Origin of the sequence: Candidatus Pelagibacter sp. HIMB1321 (assembly GCF_900177485.1) — a bacterium.
Taxonomy (GTDB): domain Bacteria; phylum Pseudomonadota; class Alphaproteobacteria; order Pelagibacterales; family Pelagibacteraceae; genus Pelagibacter.
On sequence record NZ_LT840186.1, the window covers coordinates 571,099 to 587,245 of the forward strand.

The 16,147-nt window shown below is 28.4% G+C and carries 17 protein-coding genes; 7 read left to right on the forward strand and 10 right to left on the reverse strand.

What is annotated here, in order from left to right; all coding sequences use genetic code 11:
* Positions 1-19: 19 nt before the first annotated feature.
* The 5 genes from B9N70_RS03115 to B9N70_RS03135 are packed head-to-tail and all read left to right on the forward strand — an operon-like array spanning position 20 to position 5,906.
* Positions 20-961, forward strand: coding sequence for an aspartate carbamoyltransferase catalytic subunit (locus B9N70_RS03115; RefSeq protein ID WP_085114346.1), 942 nt, complete (start codon positions 20-22; stop codon positions 959-961).
* Entirely contained in the window at positions 962-2,248 is a 1,287-nt protein-coding gene (gene pyrC, locus B9N70_RS03120; RefSeq protein WP_085114347.1) for a dihydroorotase, read from the forward strand. It begins immediately after the preceding gene.
* Complete coding sequence (gene plsY / locus B9N70_RS03125; protein WP_085114348.1) at positions 2,249-2,827, forward strand: glycerol-3-phosphate 1-O-acyltransferase PlsY; 579 nt, start codon at positions 2,249-2,251, stop codon at positions 2,825-2,827.
* Positions 2,828-2,862: 35 nt separating this feature from the next.
* Positions 2,863-5,448, forward strand: coding sequence for a type I DNA topoisomerase (gene topA, locus B9N70_RS03130; protein WP_085114349.1), 2,586 nt, complete (start codon positions 2,863-2,865; stop codon positions 5,446-5,448).
* On the forward strand, positions 5,445-5,906 hold the full coding sequence (locus tag B9N70_RS03135) for a RidA family protein (RefSeq protein ID WP_085114350.1): 462 nt from the start codon (positions 5,445-5,447) through the stop codon (positions 5,904-5,906). Before topA ends, B9N70_RS03135 begins: the two co-directional genes overlap by 4 nt.
* A 3-nt stretch (positions 5,907-5,909) precedes the next feature.
* Here the strand turns inward: B9N70_RS03135 and B9N70_RS03140 are convergent, their stop codons facing one another.
* Positions 5,910-7,211, reverse strand: a complete 1,302-nt coding sequence (locus tag B9N70_RS03140) for a UDP-glucose dehydrogenase family protein (protein ID WP_085114351.1) — start codon at positions 7,209-7,211, stop codon at positions 5,910-5,912.
* On the reverse strand, positions 7,208-8,023 hold the full coding sequence (locus B9N70_RS03145) for a sugar phosphate nucleotidyltransferase (RefSeq protein ID WP_085114352.1): 816 nt from the start codon (positions 8,021-8,023) through the stop codon (positions 7,208-7,210). Before B9N70_RS03145 ends, B9N70_RS03140 begins: the two co-directional genes overlap by 4 nt.
* 34 nt (positions 8,024-8,057) lie before the next feature.
* Between B9N70_RS03145 and panC the strand changes: the two genes are divergently transcribed.
* Complete coding sequence (panC, locus tag B9N70_RS03150; protein ID WP_085114353.1) at positions 8,058-8,870, forward strand: pantoate--beta-alanine ligase; 813 nt, start codon at positions 8,058-8,060, stop codon at positions 8,868-8,870.
* On the opposite strand, the gene mgtE is transcribed toward panC, so the two are convergent.
* Entirely contained in the window at positions 8,865-10,238 is a 1,374-nt protein-coding gene (mgtE, locus tag B9N70_RS03155; RefSeq protein WP_085114354.1) for a magnesium transporter, read from the reverse strand. The two genes, panC and mgtE, sit on opposite strands and share 6 nt — an antisense overlap.
* A gap of 61 nt (positions 10,239-10,299) precedes the next feature.
* Here mgtE and lipB point away from each other — a divergent pair, with 61 nt between their 5' ends.
* Positions 10,300-10,929 (forward strand): lipoyl(octanoyl) transferase LipB, encoded by a 630-nt coding sequence (gene lipB, locus B9N70_RS03160; RefSeq protein WP_085115121.1) that lies wholly within the window; start codon positions 10,300-10,302, stop codon positions 10,927-10,929.
* Here lipB and B9N70_RS03165 read toward each other — a convergent pair.
* Genes B9N70_RS03165 through secY form a run of 7 tightly spaced genes read right to left on the reverse strand, consistent with a single transcriptional unit; the run spans position 10,904 to position 16,136 of the window.
* Positions 10,904-11,815 carry an RluA family pseudouridine synthase gene (locus B9N70_RS03165; RefSeq protein WP_085114355.1) on the reverse strand — a complete coding sequence of 304 codons (912 nt, stop codon included), beginning with the start codon at positions 11,813-11,815 and terminating at the stop codon, positions 10,904-10,906. The genes lipB and B9N70_RS03165 overlap by 26 nt on opposite strands.
* Positions 11,816-11,839: 24 nt before the next feature.
* Positions 11,840-12,286 carry a 50S ribosomal protein L17 gene (gene rplQ, locus B9N70_RS03170; protein WP_085114356.1) on the reverse strand — a complete coding sequence of 149 codons (447 nt, stop codon included), beginning with the start codon at positions 12,284-12,286 and terminating at the stop codon, positions 11,840-11,842.
* Positions 12,286-13,314, reverse strand: a complete 1,029-nt coding sequence (locus tag B9N70_RS03175) for a DNA-directed RNA polymerase subunit alpha (RefSeq protein ID WP_085114357.1) — start codon at positions 13,312-13,314, stop codon at positions 12,286-12,288. Before B9N70_RS03175 ends, rplQ begins: the two co-directional genes overlap by 1 nt.
* Positions 13,314-13,763 (reverse strand): 30S ribosomal protein S11, encoded by a 450-nt coding sequence (gene rpsK / locus B9N70_RS03180; protein ID WP_085114358.1) that lies wholly within the window; start codon positions 13,761-13,763, stop codon positions 13,314-13,316. Before rpsK ends, B9N70_RS03175 begins: the two co-directional genes overlap by 1 nt.
* Positions 13,764-13,768: 5 nt before the next feature.
* Complete coding sequence (gene rpsM / locus B9N70_RS03185) at positions 13,769-14,152, reverse strand: 30S ribosomal protein S13 (protein WP_085114359.1); 384 nt, start codon at positions 14,150-14,152, stop codon at positions 13,769-13,771.
* Positions 14,153-14,207: 55 nt separating this feature from the next.
* Positions 14,208-14,849, reverse strand: coding sequence for an adenylate kinase (locus tag B9N70_RS03190; RefSeq protein WP_085114360.1), 642 nt, complete (start codon positions 14,847-14,849; stop codon positions 14,208-14,210).
* Between the two features lie 6 nt (positions 14,850-14,855).
* Complete coding sequence (gene secY / locus B9N70_RS03195) at positions 14,856-16,136, reverse strand: preprotein translocase subunit SecY (RefSeq protein ID WP_085114361.1); 1,281 nt, start codon at positions 16,134-16,136, stop codon at positions 14,856-14,858.
* Between the last annotated feature and the right edge of the window lie 11 nt (positions 16,137-16,147).

Genomic DNA, 16,147 nt, shown 5'->3' on the forward strand with positions numbered 1-16,147 from the left:
AGTTATAGAGTTGGTTTTAATGGCAATTAAAACCAATAAAGCTATTAAGATTTCTCAAAAACATCTCCTAGGAATACAAGATTTATCAATTAACGACGTAAATCTTATTTTAGACGAAGCAAAAGATTACATAAAACTTAATCAAAGCAATAATAAAAGAACAGATGTTCTTAAAGGTAAAACTCAAATAAATTTATTTTTTGAACCCTCAACAAGAACACAAAGCTCGTTTGAATTAGCAGGTAAAAGACTTGGCGCTGATGTTATGTCCATGAATATTAGTAATTCTGCAATTAAAAAAGGAGAAACCTTAATCGATACAGCAATGACTTTAAATGCAATGCATCCAGATATTATTGTTATTAGGCATCAAGACTCTGGCGCATGTAACCTTTTATCTCAAAAAGTTAATTGTGCTGTATTAAATGCAGGTGATGGTAGAAGAGAACATCCTACTCAAGCATTGCTAGATGCACTAACTATAATTACTAGAAAAAAAAAAATAGAAGGTCTTAGAATTGCAATTTGTGGAGACATAGTACATTCAAGGGTAGCAAGATCAAATATTTATCTTCTTAATATGCTGGGTGCAGAAGTTAATATAATTGCTCCTACAAATTTAATGCCAAAAGAAATTGAAAGATTTGGAGTGAACACTTTTACTGATATGAAAAAAGGACTTAAAAATTGTGACATAGTTATGATGTTAAGACTTCAAAATGAAAGGATGACAAGCTCATACCTTGCCTCCAACAGAGAATATTATGAATATTATGGATTAACACCAGACAAGCTAGATCATGCAAAACCTGATGCACTGATAATGCATCCTGGACCTATGAATAGAGGTATAGAGATAGATACAATGTTAGCTGATGATATAAACAAAAGTGTAATTAAGGAACAAGTAGAATTAGGTGTAGCTGTAAGAATGGCTTGTTTAAAAATTTTTTGTAAGTAAATGAAAAGACAATACTTTATAAACGCCAATATAATCGACCCTCACAATTCAATGAATGAAAATGGTGGGCTTATAGTTGGTGAAAATGGAAAAATCGAAGCAATTGGTAAAAAAGTTAACACAAATAACTTACCATCAAGAGAAAAGCCTATTGATTTAAATGGAAAATATATTTTTCCAGGTTTAGTGGATATGAGAGTTTTTGTTGGCGAACCTGGGTATGAATATAAAGAAAATTTTAGAACTTTAAGTAATGCGGCCCTAGCTGGTGGAGTAACATCAGTAGTTACTATGCCAAATACTGATCCAATAATTGATAATGTCTCGATAGTTGATTTTTTAAAAAGAAGAGGAAGAGATAAATCTAAAATTAATATTTTTCCATGTGCCTCACTTACAAAAGAAATTGAAGGCGTTACCATGACTGAATTTGGTTTATTACAAGAAAAAGGTATTATAGCATTTACAGATGGAATCAAAACTATTCAAAACTCACGACTGATGTCTAGAATTATGAATTCCGCAAAAGACCTAGGAAGTTTAATTATGCAACATGCTGAAGATTATGAGCTTGCAAAAAATGGTATGATTAATTCTGGAATTATAGCAACAAAATTAGGTTTAGCAGGTATTCCTGATATAGCTGAAAGGATTATAATAGAAAGGGATCTAACATTATTGGAAAAAACTAAATGCAGGTATCATATATCTCAATTATCATCTGAAAAATCAATTTTAACCTTAGAAGAAAGAAAAGATAAAGTCCAATTTACTTCTGGAGTTTCAATAAATAATTTATCTCTAAATGAAAATGACATTGGTGACTTTAGAACTTTTTTAAAACTTTCACCTCCATTAAGAAAGGAAGAAGATAGATTAGCATTAGTGAAAGGTTTAAAAGATGGCTCAATAGATGTAATTGTGTCAGATCATAAACCTGAAGATGAAGAGTCTAAAAGATTAACCTTTGCGCAAGCTGCTACAGGTGCATCAGGAATTGAAACTTTACTGTCTTTAAGTCTTGAACTTTATCATAATGGTTCTCTAAAATTAGATACTATAATAAATGCTTTAACAAATAACCCTGCCAGAATTCTTAAAATTAACAAAGGAAATTTATCTATAGGAAATGATGCAGACTTTTGCATTGTAGATATAAGCAAACCTTGGATAGTAAAAAAAGATAAATTGATTTCAAAATCTAAAAATACCTCAATAGAAGATAAAAAACTTCAAGGCAGGGTTTTAAATACTTTTGTAAAAGGTAAGGAATTATTCAAATTATAAATGGATTATATCTTAGTAATTTTGATTACATATCTTTTAGGATCAATACCTTTTGGTTTCCTATTAACAAAATTTTTTTTACAGAAAGATATTAGAAATATCGGCTCAGGAAATATAGGTGCAACAAATGCTCTTAGAACTGGCAATAAAATTATAGGATTTTCAACCTTAGTACTCGATGTGGGAAAAGCTGTATTGCCAATTATATTAATCAAATATTATTTCCCACAATATATTTATATTGGTGCTTTAAGTGTATTTTTAGGACATGTTTTTCCAGTGTGGCTAAAGTTTAAAGGTGGAAAAGGTGTTGCTGCATATCTTGGAATACTTTTTTCAATCAATGTTTTATTCGCAATAGTTTTTTCTGTAAGTTGGCTAATAGTTTACTTTATTTCAAAACTGTCTTCTTTATCATCTTTAATTGCAACTTTGAGTGTTCCTATTTTCATTTTTTTCTTTAACATTCAAAGTAATATAATTTTCTTTCTAATAATGTTTGTTTTGATTTTTTATACACACAGAGAAAATATCAAAAGGCTAAAAAATAAAGAAGAAACAAAAACTAAAATTTATTAATTTGACTATCAATAAGTTTTCGTTAGTTTGTAAGCATGAATCTCGTAATTGTTGAAAGTCCAGCTAAAGCTAAAACAATAAATAAATATCTCGGTGATGATTATAAAGTTTTGGCTAGTTATGGTCATATAAGAGATTTACCTTCGAAAAATGGATCTGTAGACCCTGATCAAAATTTTAAAATGGAATGGGAAGTTGATAGTTTTTCAAAAAAATATTTAAAAGAAATAACAGATGCAGCTAAAGATTCTTCAAAAATTATTTTAGCAACAGACCCTGACAGAGAGGGTGAAGCAATAGCTTGGCATGTTAAAGAATATTTAGATCAAAAAAAACTCCTTAAAGATAAAGAAGTAGAAAGAGTTGTATTTAATGAAATTACAAAAAAAGCAGTAGTTCATGGAATTGAAAATCCAAGGCAAATTGAACCATATTTAGTAGACGCTTATATGGCTAGGCGTGCTTTAGATTATTTAGTTGGTTTTAATATATCCCCTATTCTTTGGACTAAATTACCAGGATCAAAATCTGCAGGAAGAGTGCAATCTGTTGCTCTTAAATTAATTACAGAAAGAGAACATGAAATTGAGTCATTTAATCCTGAAGAATTTTGGACTTTAAGCGTAAAATTTTCAGATACGAATAATAATTTTATAACTGCAAGTATTTATGAATTAAACTCAAATAAGATAGAAAAATTTACTTTCAAAAATAAAGTCGAAATTAATGAAGCTATTGAGGATATTAAAAAAAAGCAATTTTCGATTACTGATATATCAAGTAAAACTGTTAGCAGAAAACCATCAGGACCATTTACAACCTCAACACTTCAACAAACAGCATCTAGTAGATTAGGGTTTGGAGCATCTAGAACGATGCAAATAGCACAAAGATTATACCAAGGTATTGAAATAGAAGGAGAAACTATAGGCCTTATTACTTATATGCGAACAGATGGAACCAATTTATCCGCTGATGCAATTAGTACCTTTAGAGATTATATTAAAGAGAATTGTGGTAAAGAATATTTACCAAGCCAACCTCTAAATTATTCTGGTAAAAAAGCTAAAAATGCTCAAGAAGCACATGAAGCAATTAGACCAACAGATATTAGTAGATCACCTGAAAATGTGAAAAAATATTTAAGTACAGATCAAAACAAACTATATGAATTGATTTGGTCTAGAGCTTTATCATCACAAATGGAGTCTGCACAATTTGATAGAAGTACCATAACATTTACATCAAATGATAGAGGTACAATTTGTAAATCAAGTGGTTCTATTTTAAAATTTGATGGTTTTTTGAAAATTTACAAATCTCCTTCTAAGGAGGAAGATGAAGAAATACTGCCAGTAGTATCAAAAGGTCCAGTTAATATTGAAGCTTTAATGGACGAACAGCATTTCACACAACCTCCTCCAAGATACTCTGAAGCAAGTCTAGTTAAAAAATTAGAAGAATTAGGAATTGGTAGACCATCAACATATGCAAGTATTATTTCAACGATTGCAAATAGAGGTTATGCAGAAATCACTAATAAAAGATTTTTTCCAACCGATAGAGGTAAATTAATTTCTGCTTTTTTAGAAAAACTATTTTCAAGATATGTAGATTATAATTTTACAGCAGGCCTTGAGGACCAATTAGATGAAATTACCACAGGTAAGGAAAGCTGGATTAAAGTTTTAGAATTATTTTGGAAAGATTTTAATAACAATGTTTCTGAAGTTAAAGAAAAAAGAACAAGGGAAGTACTTGATCTATTAAATGATAGTTTAGGTGACTTAGTATTTGATAAAGATAAAGATGGAAATATAGATAGAAAATGTAAAATTTGCTCAGAAGGTGTCTTAAGTTTAAAGAATAGTTTTAGAGGAGGTGCTTTCATAGGCTGTTCAAATTATCCTGATTGTAAGTTCACAAGACCACTATCAAAAGCTAAGGCAGCTGCACAAGCTCAATTAGCAGAACCAAAATTTATAGGTAAGCATGATAATGGAAATGATATTTTTTTAAAAAATGGAAGATTTGGTCCTTATTTACAATATGAAATCATTCCTGAAGAAATAGAAAATGAAATAAAGGATGTTAAAAAAAAAAAAAAGAAAAAATTAAAAAAAGAAACAAATGATAACCTGAAGAATATATCAATACCAAAAGGGATAGAACTTGAAACTCTAGATTTAGAAAAAGCTAAATTCTTATGCTCACTTCCAAAATCGCTAGGGGTAAATCCTGAAAATCAAAAAGATATAATGCTTAACACTGGGAGATTTGGACCTTACTTAAAGTGTGATAACAAATCTGCGAGAATTGAAAATGTTGATGAAATTTTTTCATTAGGGTTGAATAGAGCAATTACTTTAATTGCAGAGGCTAAACCTGGTCGAATGTCATCTTCAATAATTAAAGATTTAGGAGAGCATCCGGAAGATAAAAAACCAGTTAGAGTGATGAAAGGCCAATATGGACCTTATATTAAATATAAATCCTTAAACGCAACAATACCTGAAGAAAAAGATCCAACAGATCTTACAATGGAGGAAGCTTTAATTCTTATTGAGAAAAGGAAGGAATACGATAAAAATAAAAAATCAAAAAAAAGGAAATCTAAATGAGCTATGAAGATAATATTAAAAAATTAGGTTTAAAATTACCAGAAGCAAAAGCTCCAGCTGGAAATTATGTTGCTACTAAAATAGTTGGTAAATTGCTTTATATATCAGGACAAATATCAATTGATGAAAATCGTCAACTCATCAAAGGTAAAGTTGGTTCAGATTTAAACTCGGATCAAGCATATAATGCAGCAAAACGTTGTGGGCTTAGTATTATCACTCAAGCAAAACATGCTTGTAACGGAGATCTTTCTAAAATTAAGAATTGTGTAAAATTGACAGGTTTTGTGAATTCTACTGAAGATTTTACTGAACAACCAAAAGTAATCAACGGTGCATCTGATTTAATAGCTGAAGTTTTTGGAGAAGCTGGCAAACATACGAGAGCTGCTGTAAGCACTAACAGCTTGCCACTTGGTGTAGCTGTTGAGGTTGATGCAATATTTGAGTTGAATTAAGAACTAACCTCTCCCCACACTGTAGTATTTGACATTTTTATTAGTCATTTTACTTGGTACGTATAAATTTCTCATATCGTAAATTTTAATTTTCTTATTCTTAATCAATTTTAAAAAATCTAGAGATTTAAAATCATTCCATTCAGTATGAATAATTACTAAATCAGTTTTTTCAAGACATCTTGAAATTGATCTAGCAAAACTTACATTTTTATATCCCTTAAATTCTTTTTTGTAACCGGTTGGATCAAAATATCTTATCAAAGCTCCTTTTTTAGATAGAGCTGGAATCATTATTAAACTTGATGAGTCTCTCATATCATCAGTATTAGCTTTAAATGTAACACCTAAAAAACTAATTTTTTTATTCTTAACTTTATTATTTAATATTTGATAAACTCTTTTTAACATCAATTGTGATCTATTTTCATTTGATTTGATAACAGATTTGATAATAGAAAGATTCGTAGAGAACTTATCAGCTGTTGAGGTTATTGCTTTTGTATCTTTTGGAAAACAAGATCCACCATATGCAGGACCTGCTCTTAAAAAACGACTTCCAATTCTTTGATCTAAACCCATCCCAATAGATATATCATCAACATTTATATTTGTTTTTTCACATAGATTAGCTAATTCATTAATAAAGGTAATTTTAGTAGCTAAAAAAGCATTTGAAGCATACTTAATTAATTCAGCTGCCCTTCTTGATGTATTGATATATTTTGCCCCTTTAGCAATTAATGGGGAATATAAATTTTTTAAAATTCTAGATGATTTCTCATCATTAGAACCGACTACAACTCTGTCTGGGTAAATAAAATCTCTAATTGCCTCACCTTCTCGTAAAAACTCAGGGTTAGACACAACAGAAAATTTATTTCGAGAATTTGATTTTATCAAAATTTTTTCAATTTCATCACCGGTTGTAACTGGAACTGTAGATTTTGTTATAATTATCTTATATTTGTTGATGTTTTTAGATAATTCTTTAGCAACTCCAAATACTTGATTTAAATCAGCGCTGCTTCCTCCTCTTTTAGTCGGTGTACCAACACAAATAAATATTATATTAGATTTTCTAACAGATTTTTTTAAATCATTAGAAAAGCTTAATCTTTTATTCTTAATATTTTTTTTAACAAGCTCGTCTAAGCCAGGCTCGTAGATTGGAATTTTTCCATCTTTTAAGTTTTTGATTTTATTAATATCTTTATCAACACAAATAACTTCATTTCCTAAATCAGAAAAACATACACCACTTACTAAACCTACGTAACCAGTTCCTATCATACATAATTTCATGATCTTGCAATTTCTAATGTAGAGTTAATATAACCATGCATTGTACCACAATCTAGATACTTTCCAGAAAAGTTGTGAGCAATAAATTTTTCTTTATCTTTAATTAATTTTTGTATCGCATCAGTTATATGAATTTCACCACCTTTTCCAGGTTTTTGGTTCAATAGTAAATTAAAAATTTTTTTTGGAAGTATATATCTTCCAATTACAGCTTTGTTAGAAGGAGCGTTTTTAACTAAAGGTTTTTCAACTACATCCTCTATTAACGAATTTTGTTTATTTATTCTATTCTTAAATTTAAAAATTCCCCACCTTGAAACAGTTTTTTTTTCAACTGTCATACTAGCCATCACAGATGATTTAAATTTTTGATGAATCTTGATCATAGATTTTGAACAATTATTTTTAATAATAAGATCATCAGGTAAAAGCATTAAAAAATGATTATCTTTTATTAAATTTTTTGTTTTTAATACAGCATCACCAGTTCCTAATGGCCTGTTTTGATAAACAAACTTTATCATTTTTTTATATTTTAATATTTTTTGATATTCTTTTTTTATTCTTGGATCATTTTTTTTTTTTATTATTTTTTTATAAAAAGAGTCATTGTAAAAATATTTTTTAATAATTTCTTTCTTTTTTGAAATAATAAATATTATTTCTTTAATTCCAGCATCAATACATTCATCTAAGATATACTCAATTCCAGGTTTACCATTTATTGGTAAAAGTTCTTTTGCTAAAACACTTGTTAAAGGTAGCAATCTGGTACCTAGACCAGCCAGTGGAATAATTGCTTGTTTAATCATGCAAATGTTTTACTTATTAAACTAGCTAATACAAATGAAAATTATATTAAATAGCTTAATTCTTAAAAAAGAACTTAAAGAAATTAAAAATTTAGGTTTTGTTCCCACAATGGGAAGCATTCATAAGGGCCACGAATACTTAATTAAGAAATCTAAAAAAGAATGTAAAAATACTTTAGTAAGTATTTATGTTAATCCAACACAATTTAATAATTTAAATGATTATAAAAAATATCCAAAAGACACTAGGAATGACTTAAAAATATTAAAAAAACTCAAAGTTGACTTGGTTTTTATTCCAAAAACTGAAGACATTTATAAAAAAAGAGGAACAAAAAAGATTGCACTATCTCAAAAAGATAAAATTCTATGCGCAAAATATAGAAAAGGACATTTTGAGGGTGTTATTGATGTAATGGATAGACTTACAAAGCTAATTATGCCTAGCAAAATATTCATGGGAGAGAAAGATTACCAACAATATTACCTATTAAAGAAATACATAGAAAGAAAATACCCAAGTAAAGTAATCAATTGCAAAACAATTAGAGATGATAAATCAATTGCTCTTTCTTCAAGAAATTTATTACTTAAACCTAAATCATTAGTTGTTGCTGCTAATGTTGTCAAAGATCTAAAAAAAATAAAAAAAAATATCAATAAGCAAAAAAATATAAAAATTTATTTAAAAAAAGAATCCAAAAGCTTGGTAAAGAAGAATAATATTAAACTTGATTACTTAGAATTTAGAAATTTAAAAACTTTAAAAACTTCAAACACTTTCAAAAATTCAAGATTATTTATTGCTTATTATTTACAAAATGTAAGATTAATAGACAATTTATAAAAAATAAGCTCCTACTCCCAGAAAAGATACAAAACCTATTACATCTGTTATGGTTGTTACAAACACACTTGAGGCAATAGCTGGATCTATTTTCATTTTTTTTAAGGTTACTGGCACTACAATACCAAACAAACCAGCAACAATCATTGTGATAATCATTGAAATTGAGATAATTAAAGATAATTGAATATCTTTAAACCAAAGTTGTACGATTAAAGAACTGATAATTGCAAAAATAATTCCATTTAAAACACCTATATTAAATTCTTTTAAAATGTTTTGATTAAAATTGTTTTTTGTTAAATCGTTAGTTGCTAAAGTTCGAACAGTTACTGCTAGAGTTTGCATGCCAGCATTACCTCCCATAGAAGCAACAATTGGCATCAAAAAAGCCAAAACGACCATCTGTTCTATAGTTGCACCAAATAGACTTATGCACCACGTTGCCAAAAAAGCAGTGAAAAGGTTCAGCAGTAACCAATTAAAGCGTCTTTTTGTTTTTACAAAAACTCCATCTGTGATTTCTTCATCACCAACACCAGCTAGTCTTAAAGCATCTTCTTCAGCCTCTTCTTTTAAGACTGTTAATACATCATCATAAGTAATCATCCCTACTAATTTATTATTTTTATCAACTACACATGCAGAATTTAAACTGTAATTTTCAAATAAGTTACCTACTTCTTCTCTATCCATATCTACTGGTACTAAAAAAGGAGACTCAGTCATTATAGCGATCATTTTTGTATCACGCGATGTTCTTAAAACTTTAGATGATGGTACAGTTCCTATCGGTTTAAAATTTTCATCAACAATGAAAATTTCTAAAAACTCCTCTGGTAATTCTTTATTTTCTCTTAAATAATCAATTGTTTGACCTACACTCCAATTACTCGGTATTGCAGTAAATTCTCTCTGCATAATTCTAGCAGCACTATCTTCTGGATAACTCAGACCCTCAAGTAAAGCAAAACGATCTTTTGGGGGTAATTCACTTAATATTGAATTTTTGTCACTCTCATTAACATTTTCTAAAATTTTAATTGCATCATCTGACTCAAGATTTTTTAAAATTCTTATAATTGATGCTGAAGATAAGTATTTAATGATTTCTGATTGAACCGACTCATTAAGTTCAATAAATACTTCAGGATCAATTTTAAACTCATTAAGTTTAATTAAACTCTCCCTATCATTTTGATTTAAATGCTCAATTATGTCAGCAGCATCAGCTGGATGCATTTCTTTAAATGAATTAGTTATGAAAACTGCATCATTATTTGAAATTTTATCAGTTAGGACTTTTATATATTCTTTGTTAAACTCAAAGTTAACTTTTTTATCTTTTATTTTTTTTGTTAAAGTCATAAGTTTACCAGTAATATTTTTTGCAACTTTTAATACAATACAAGAAGAATACAATTTTTTAATGAATATTGAGATCAAAAAGACCGAAAAACCAGTAAAATATCAAAATGCAATAAGTTTACTAGAAAATAGATTAAAATTAGTTAGTGCAAATAAAGAAAAAGAATTAATTTGGATTCTGGAGCATGAAGCTATTTTTACAGCAGGCACAAGTTATTCAAAAAAAGAAATTTTAGATAATTCAATTCAGATTTATGAAACCAATAGAGGAGGAAAAATTACTCATCATGGTCCAGGTCAGTTAATTTTTTATTTTGTAATTGATTTAAGAAAACGTAAAAAAGATATTAGAAAATTTATTAATATTATTGAAACAAGTATAATTGAAACATTAAAATATTATAACATTCAAAGTTTTTCTGACAGAGAGAATGTAGGAATTTGGTTTAATAATAATCATAAAATTCAAAAAATTGCGGCTATTGGTGTGCGTGTTAGTAAATGGATTGCTTATCATGGTTTCTCTTTAAATATTAACAATTCTTTAAAACCTTTTGAAAGTATAGTTCCTTGTGGAATTTCAGATAAAGGAGTTACGAATTTAAAAAAAATTTCTAACCAAAATTATGAAAAAATTAAAGATATTTTGATAGAAAAATTTCTTACTAATTTGAAAACTTTAAACGCTTAGTTTTTATTAATTTTTTAAAATAATCAGGTAATAAAGCAGTATAAGTATATTTTTTTTCATTTATCATAAATTTAATTTGATAAGAATGTAGCATCAATTCCTTATTTATTCCTTTAGCAAACTCAGTATTTCTGTACTTAGTGTCACCAAATATTGAATTTCCAATTTCATAAAGTTGTTTTCTTAATTGATGCTTTCTTCCAGTAATAGGTTTCATCTCTACCAAAGAACATAATGAATTTTTATCTATTACTTTATATAAAGTTCTTGCCTTCTCTATAATTTTTTTTCCATTTTCATATCTGATCAAATCACTTATCCATTCACCTTTATCAGATTCAATTTCACCATTACAAATTGCTAAATAAGTTTTATGTACCTTTCTCAAACGAAATAATGATGTTAACAACTGAGCTGTTTCTCTGTTTTTAGCAATAATAAAAACACCTGATGTATCTTTATCTAATCTATGAACTGAGTATGGTTTAGAATTTTTAAAAACTTCACTTTTTGAAAAAATATCAACTAAATTTTTTTTAGATTTAGTTCCACCCTGAACAGAAATACCTGATTTTTTATTTAGCACTATAAAATTTTCATTATCATCGATTATTAGATTTTCATTTTCTTTAATAACTTGATCTGTAGGTTGGTACTTAATTTTTTTTTGTAAAATATTTTCTTTAAAATTAATATTAAATGTTTGGATTTCAAATCCAGTTTTTATCTTAAAAGAACTTTTAACTTTCTTTTTATTAACTTTAATTTTTCCTGACCTTAGACTTTTTTCTACAAGACTCTGTGGGATGTTACCAAGTTTGTTTCTTATCCATCTATCTAAACGCATATCATTACATGTTTCATCAACAACGTATGATTTTATCATTAACGGATTATTTTTTTAATTTAACTATGCTGTGGCAGTTGTTTTTTCTTCAACCTTTTTATTTTCTGTAGCAGCTTTATCTTTTTTTGGTTTATCTATTCTTTTAGCCTCAACATCTCTATCAACAAATTCAATGATTGCCATAGGTGCATTGTCACCATATCTAAAACCTGCTTTAATTATTCTTGTATAACCACCATTTCTTTTTTCATATCTTTTAGAAAGAGTTTTCTTCACCTTGTTAGCAGATTTCACATCTTGTAACTTCGAGACAAGCATTTTAGTTGTTTGTAAAGTTTCTTTTTTACCAAGAGTAATTATTTTATCAGCCTGTGGCTTTAAAAACTTTGCTTTTGGCAATGTTGTTTTAATTTGCTCATACTTAATTAATGAATTAAGCATATTCTTTAGTAGGGCTTTTCGGTGTTCAGAAGTTCTATTCAACTTCTTATTAGCCATTCCGTGTCTCATTAGATAGCTTCCTCAAGTTTTTTCGACATTTCAGCAATGTTATCTGGTGGCCAGTTTGGTATTTCCATACCAAGATATAAAGACATACCAGTTAAAACCTCTTTTATTTCATTTAAAGATTTTCTGCCAAAATTTGGTGTTCTTAACATTTCACCTTCTGATTTTTGAACAAGATCACCAATATAAATTATATTATCATTTTTAAGACAATTCATTGATCTTACAGAAAGTTCTAATTCATCAACTTTTCTTAATAAATTTTTATTGAATTCTGGTTCAGTAGATACCTCTTTAACTGGAGCTTCAACAGGCTCATCAAAATTAACGAACATTTTAAGCTGATCTTGAAAAATTCTTGCTGAATATGCAACTGCATCTTCAGCAGAAATTGAACCATTTGTTTCTACTTCCATTGTTAATTTATCGTAATCAAGAGCTTTTCCTTCTCTAGCTGTGCTTACAGAATAAGAAACTTTTTTTACAGGACTATATAAAGAGTCAATTGCAATTAATCCTAAAGGTGGTTCTTCTGGCTTATTTAATTCAGCTGGAACATAACCTTTTCCAGTATTAACATTCATTTCCATATGAAAATTAGTATTTTCATCTAAATTACAAATTACTAAATCTGGATTTAAAATCTCAACATCAGCAACTGGTGTTATATCAGAAGCTTTAATTTCTCCTGGTCCTTTTGCATCTAAAATTAATTTTTTAGTTCCCTCAGATGAGCATTTTAAAGCTAAAGATTTAACATTTAAAACGATGTCAGTTACATCTTCTCTTACACCTTTAATTGAAGTAAACTCATGTAAAACACCATCGATTTGAATTGATGTTACTGCTGCTCCTCTAATTGAAGATAAAAGAATTCTTCTTAAAGAATTTCCTAAAGTTAGCCCGTAGCCTTTTTCTAATGGTTCAGCAATTATTTTTGCATGTGTTAAGTCATCACTAATCTTTACATCTAGTTTACTAGGTTTAATTAATGACTTCCAATTTTTAACATTAACATTTTCGGTTTCCATTAAACTCTCCTTTTTTTTGGTGGACGTGTACCATTATGTGGCATTGGTGTTGTATCTTTAATAGATAAAATTTTAAATCCTCTTGCTTGTAAAGCTCTTAATGCAGTTTCTCTACCAGATCCTGGACCTTTCACTTCAACTGATAGAGTTTTCATTCCATACTCTAATGCTTTAGAAGCTGCTGCATCAGCAGCAATTTGCGCAGCATAAGGAGTAGATTTTCTTGATCCTTTAAAACCTTTTTGTCCAGCTGATGCCCATGAAACAACATTTCCATTAGTATCAGCAATTGATATTATAGTATTGTTAAATGTTGATTGAACATATGCAATACCATTTAAAATATTTTTTTTAATTTTCTTCTTTTTTGAATAAGAACTTTTATTAGATTTTTTTGAAGATTTTTCTACTTTTTGATCTTTACTTTCAACTTTTTCAGTTTTTACCATTGTTATTATTTCTTAGTTGGTGTTAATTTTTTTCCTGCAATAGCAATAGCCTTTCCTTTTCTGGTTCTGGCATTGCATCTAGTTCTTTGACCTCGTACAGGTAATTTTTTTCTATGTCTTGTACCTCTATAACAGGCTAAATCGATAAGTCTCTTTATACTTAACGAATAATCTCTTCTTAAATCACCTTCAACTTTAAAATTTTGATCAATGTATTCTCTAATTTTTAAAATCTCATCATCAGTTAATTCATTTACTCTTTTTTGTTTCGGAATTTCTAATGAAGAACAAATTTGTTGAGAAAATTTATCACCAATTCCATAAATATAAGTTAAACCTATGTGAACAAGTTTATTTTGTGGAATATTTATACCTGCGATACGAGCCATAAGATTTGTGATAAATTGTGCCTTTTATATAATAAGTTCTTTCAATGTCAACGGGTTAAACATTAAGAAAAGTGTTAATTTTATTGGTTATTTCACTTATTTTAAGTGTTCCATCAATTTCATGAAAAAAACTTTTTTGCGATAGAAAATCAATCACTGGTTTTGTTGTTTGTGTATATATATCGTATCTATTCATTAAAGTTTCTGAATTATCATCTTTTCTTTTAATAAATCGATCTGCACCACACGGATGCATTTTAATTTCTTCCTCATTAAAGAACTTATTTAAAGTAGTGTTACATTTTTCACATATAAGTCTGCCCTCTATTCTTTTCTCTATAATCTCTCTTGGAACATGAAGTGATATTATTAAATCTATTTTTTCATCAAATTCTTTTAAAATTATATCTAAATTTTTAGACTGTTCGATTGTTCTTGGATATCCATCAAAAATAATTCTATCTCTAAATTTTAAATCTTTAATAGTTTTTTTTAATAACTCATTTACAATTTCATCTGAAACAAAATTACCTTTGGAGATTTTTTCTTCAATTTGTTTTCCCAAATCGGTATTTCTTTTGACTTCATCTCTTAATAAATCACCAGTGGATAATTGAAAATAGTTATACTTATTAACAATTTGTTGAGCTTGAGTGCCTTTACCAGCACCCGGTGGTCCAAATAGAATTATATTCACTTAAAATTATCTTCCAAATTTTGTTTTTTTAATCAATTGCTCGTATTGAGCACTCATTAATCTAGTTTGGATTTGTGTAACTGTATCTATAGCTACCACAACAACAATTAAAATTGATGCACCACCTAAATAAAATGGTATTGGATAATTTGCAATTAAAAATTCTGGCATTAAACAGACTAAGGTTAAATACAAAGCTCCTATTGTTGTAAGTTTTGTTGATATATTCTGAATATAAATTGCTGTACTTTCACCTGGTCTTATTCCTGGTACAAAGCCACCGTATTTTCTTAAATTATCTGCTGTCTCAGTTGGATTAAAAGTTATCGAAACATAGAAAAAAGTAAAAAAGATTATACCTGATGCATACAACAGCATGTAAAGTGGTTGACCTTGAGTAAAATAAGAACTCAAATTTAAAAATGTTTCGTTATCAGAAAAATTAAAATTAGAAAAAGTTACTGGTAATAATAGAAGAGCTGAGGCAAAAATTGCAGGAATTACACCTGCTTGATTTATTTTTAATGGTAGATGCGATGACTCTCCACCATACATCTTATTCCCCATTTGTCTTTTGGGATAATTAATTAAAATTTTTCTTAGAGCTCTTTCCATAAACACAACAAATAAAATAGTTGCAATTAATAAAATAAATATTGCTAAAATCATTAATGTTGAAACAGCTCCAGTTCTTCCTAGTTCAAAAGTTGTAACTAAAGCTCTTGGAATTTCTGCTACAATACCTGCGAAGATTATTAATGAAATTCCATTACCAATACCCCTTTGAGTAATTTGCTCCCCTAGCCACATTAAAAAAATTGTTCCTGCAACAATGGTTGTAACAGTTGAAATCTTGAAAAATAAACCTGCATTTATTACTAAATTTGCAGAAGATTCTAATCCTACAGCTAAACCATAACCTTGGACAGTAGCAAGAAGCACTGTACCATATCTAGTTATTTGCGTTATCTTTGCTCTTCCTGTTTCACCTTGAGCTTTCAAATTTTTAAAGTAATCAGATACACCCGTTAATAACTGAACAATGATAGCAGAAGAAATGTAAGGCATAATTCCTAAAGCAAATATTGCCATTCTACTTACTGCTCCACCCGCAAATACATTAAACATACCAAGTAATCCTTTTTGATTACTATCCATCAATATTTTAAGTTGCTCTGGATCTATACCTGGTAGTGGAACAAATGTTCCAAATCTATAAACAGCTAAAATACCAATAGTAAAAAGAATTCTATTTCTTAAATCAATTGAGGAAGATGATGAACTCATATTTCAATGAT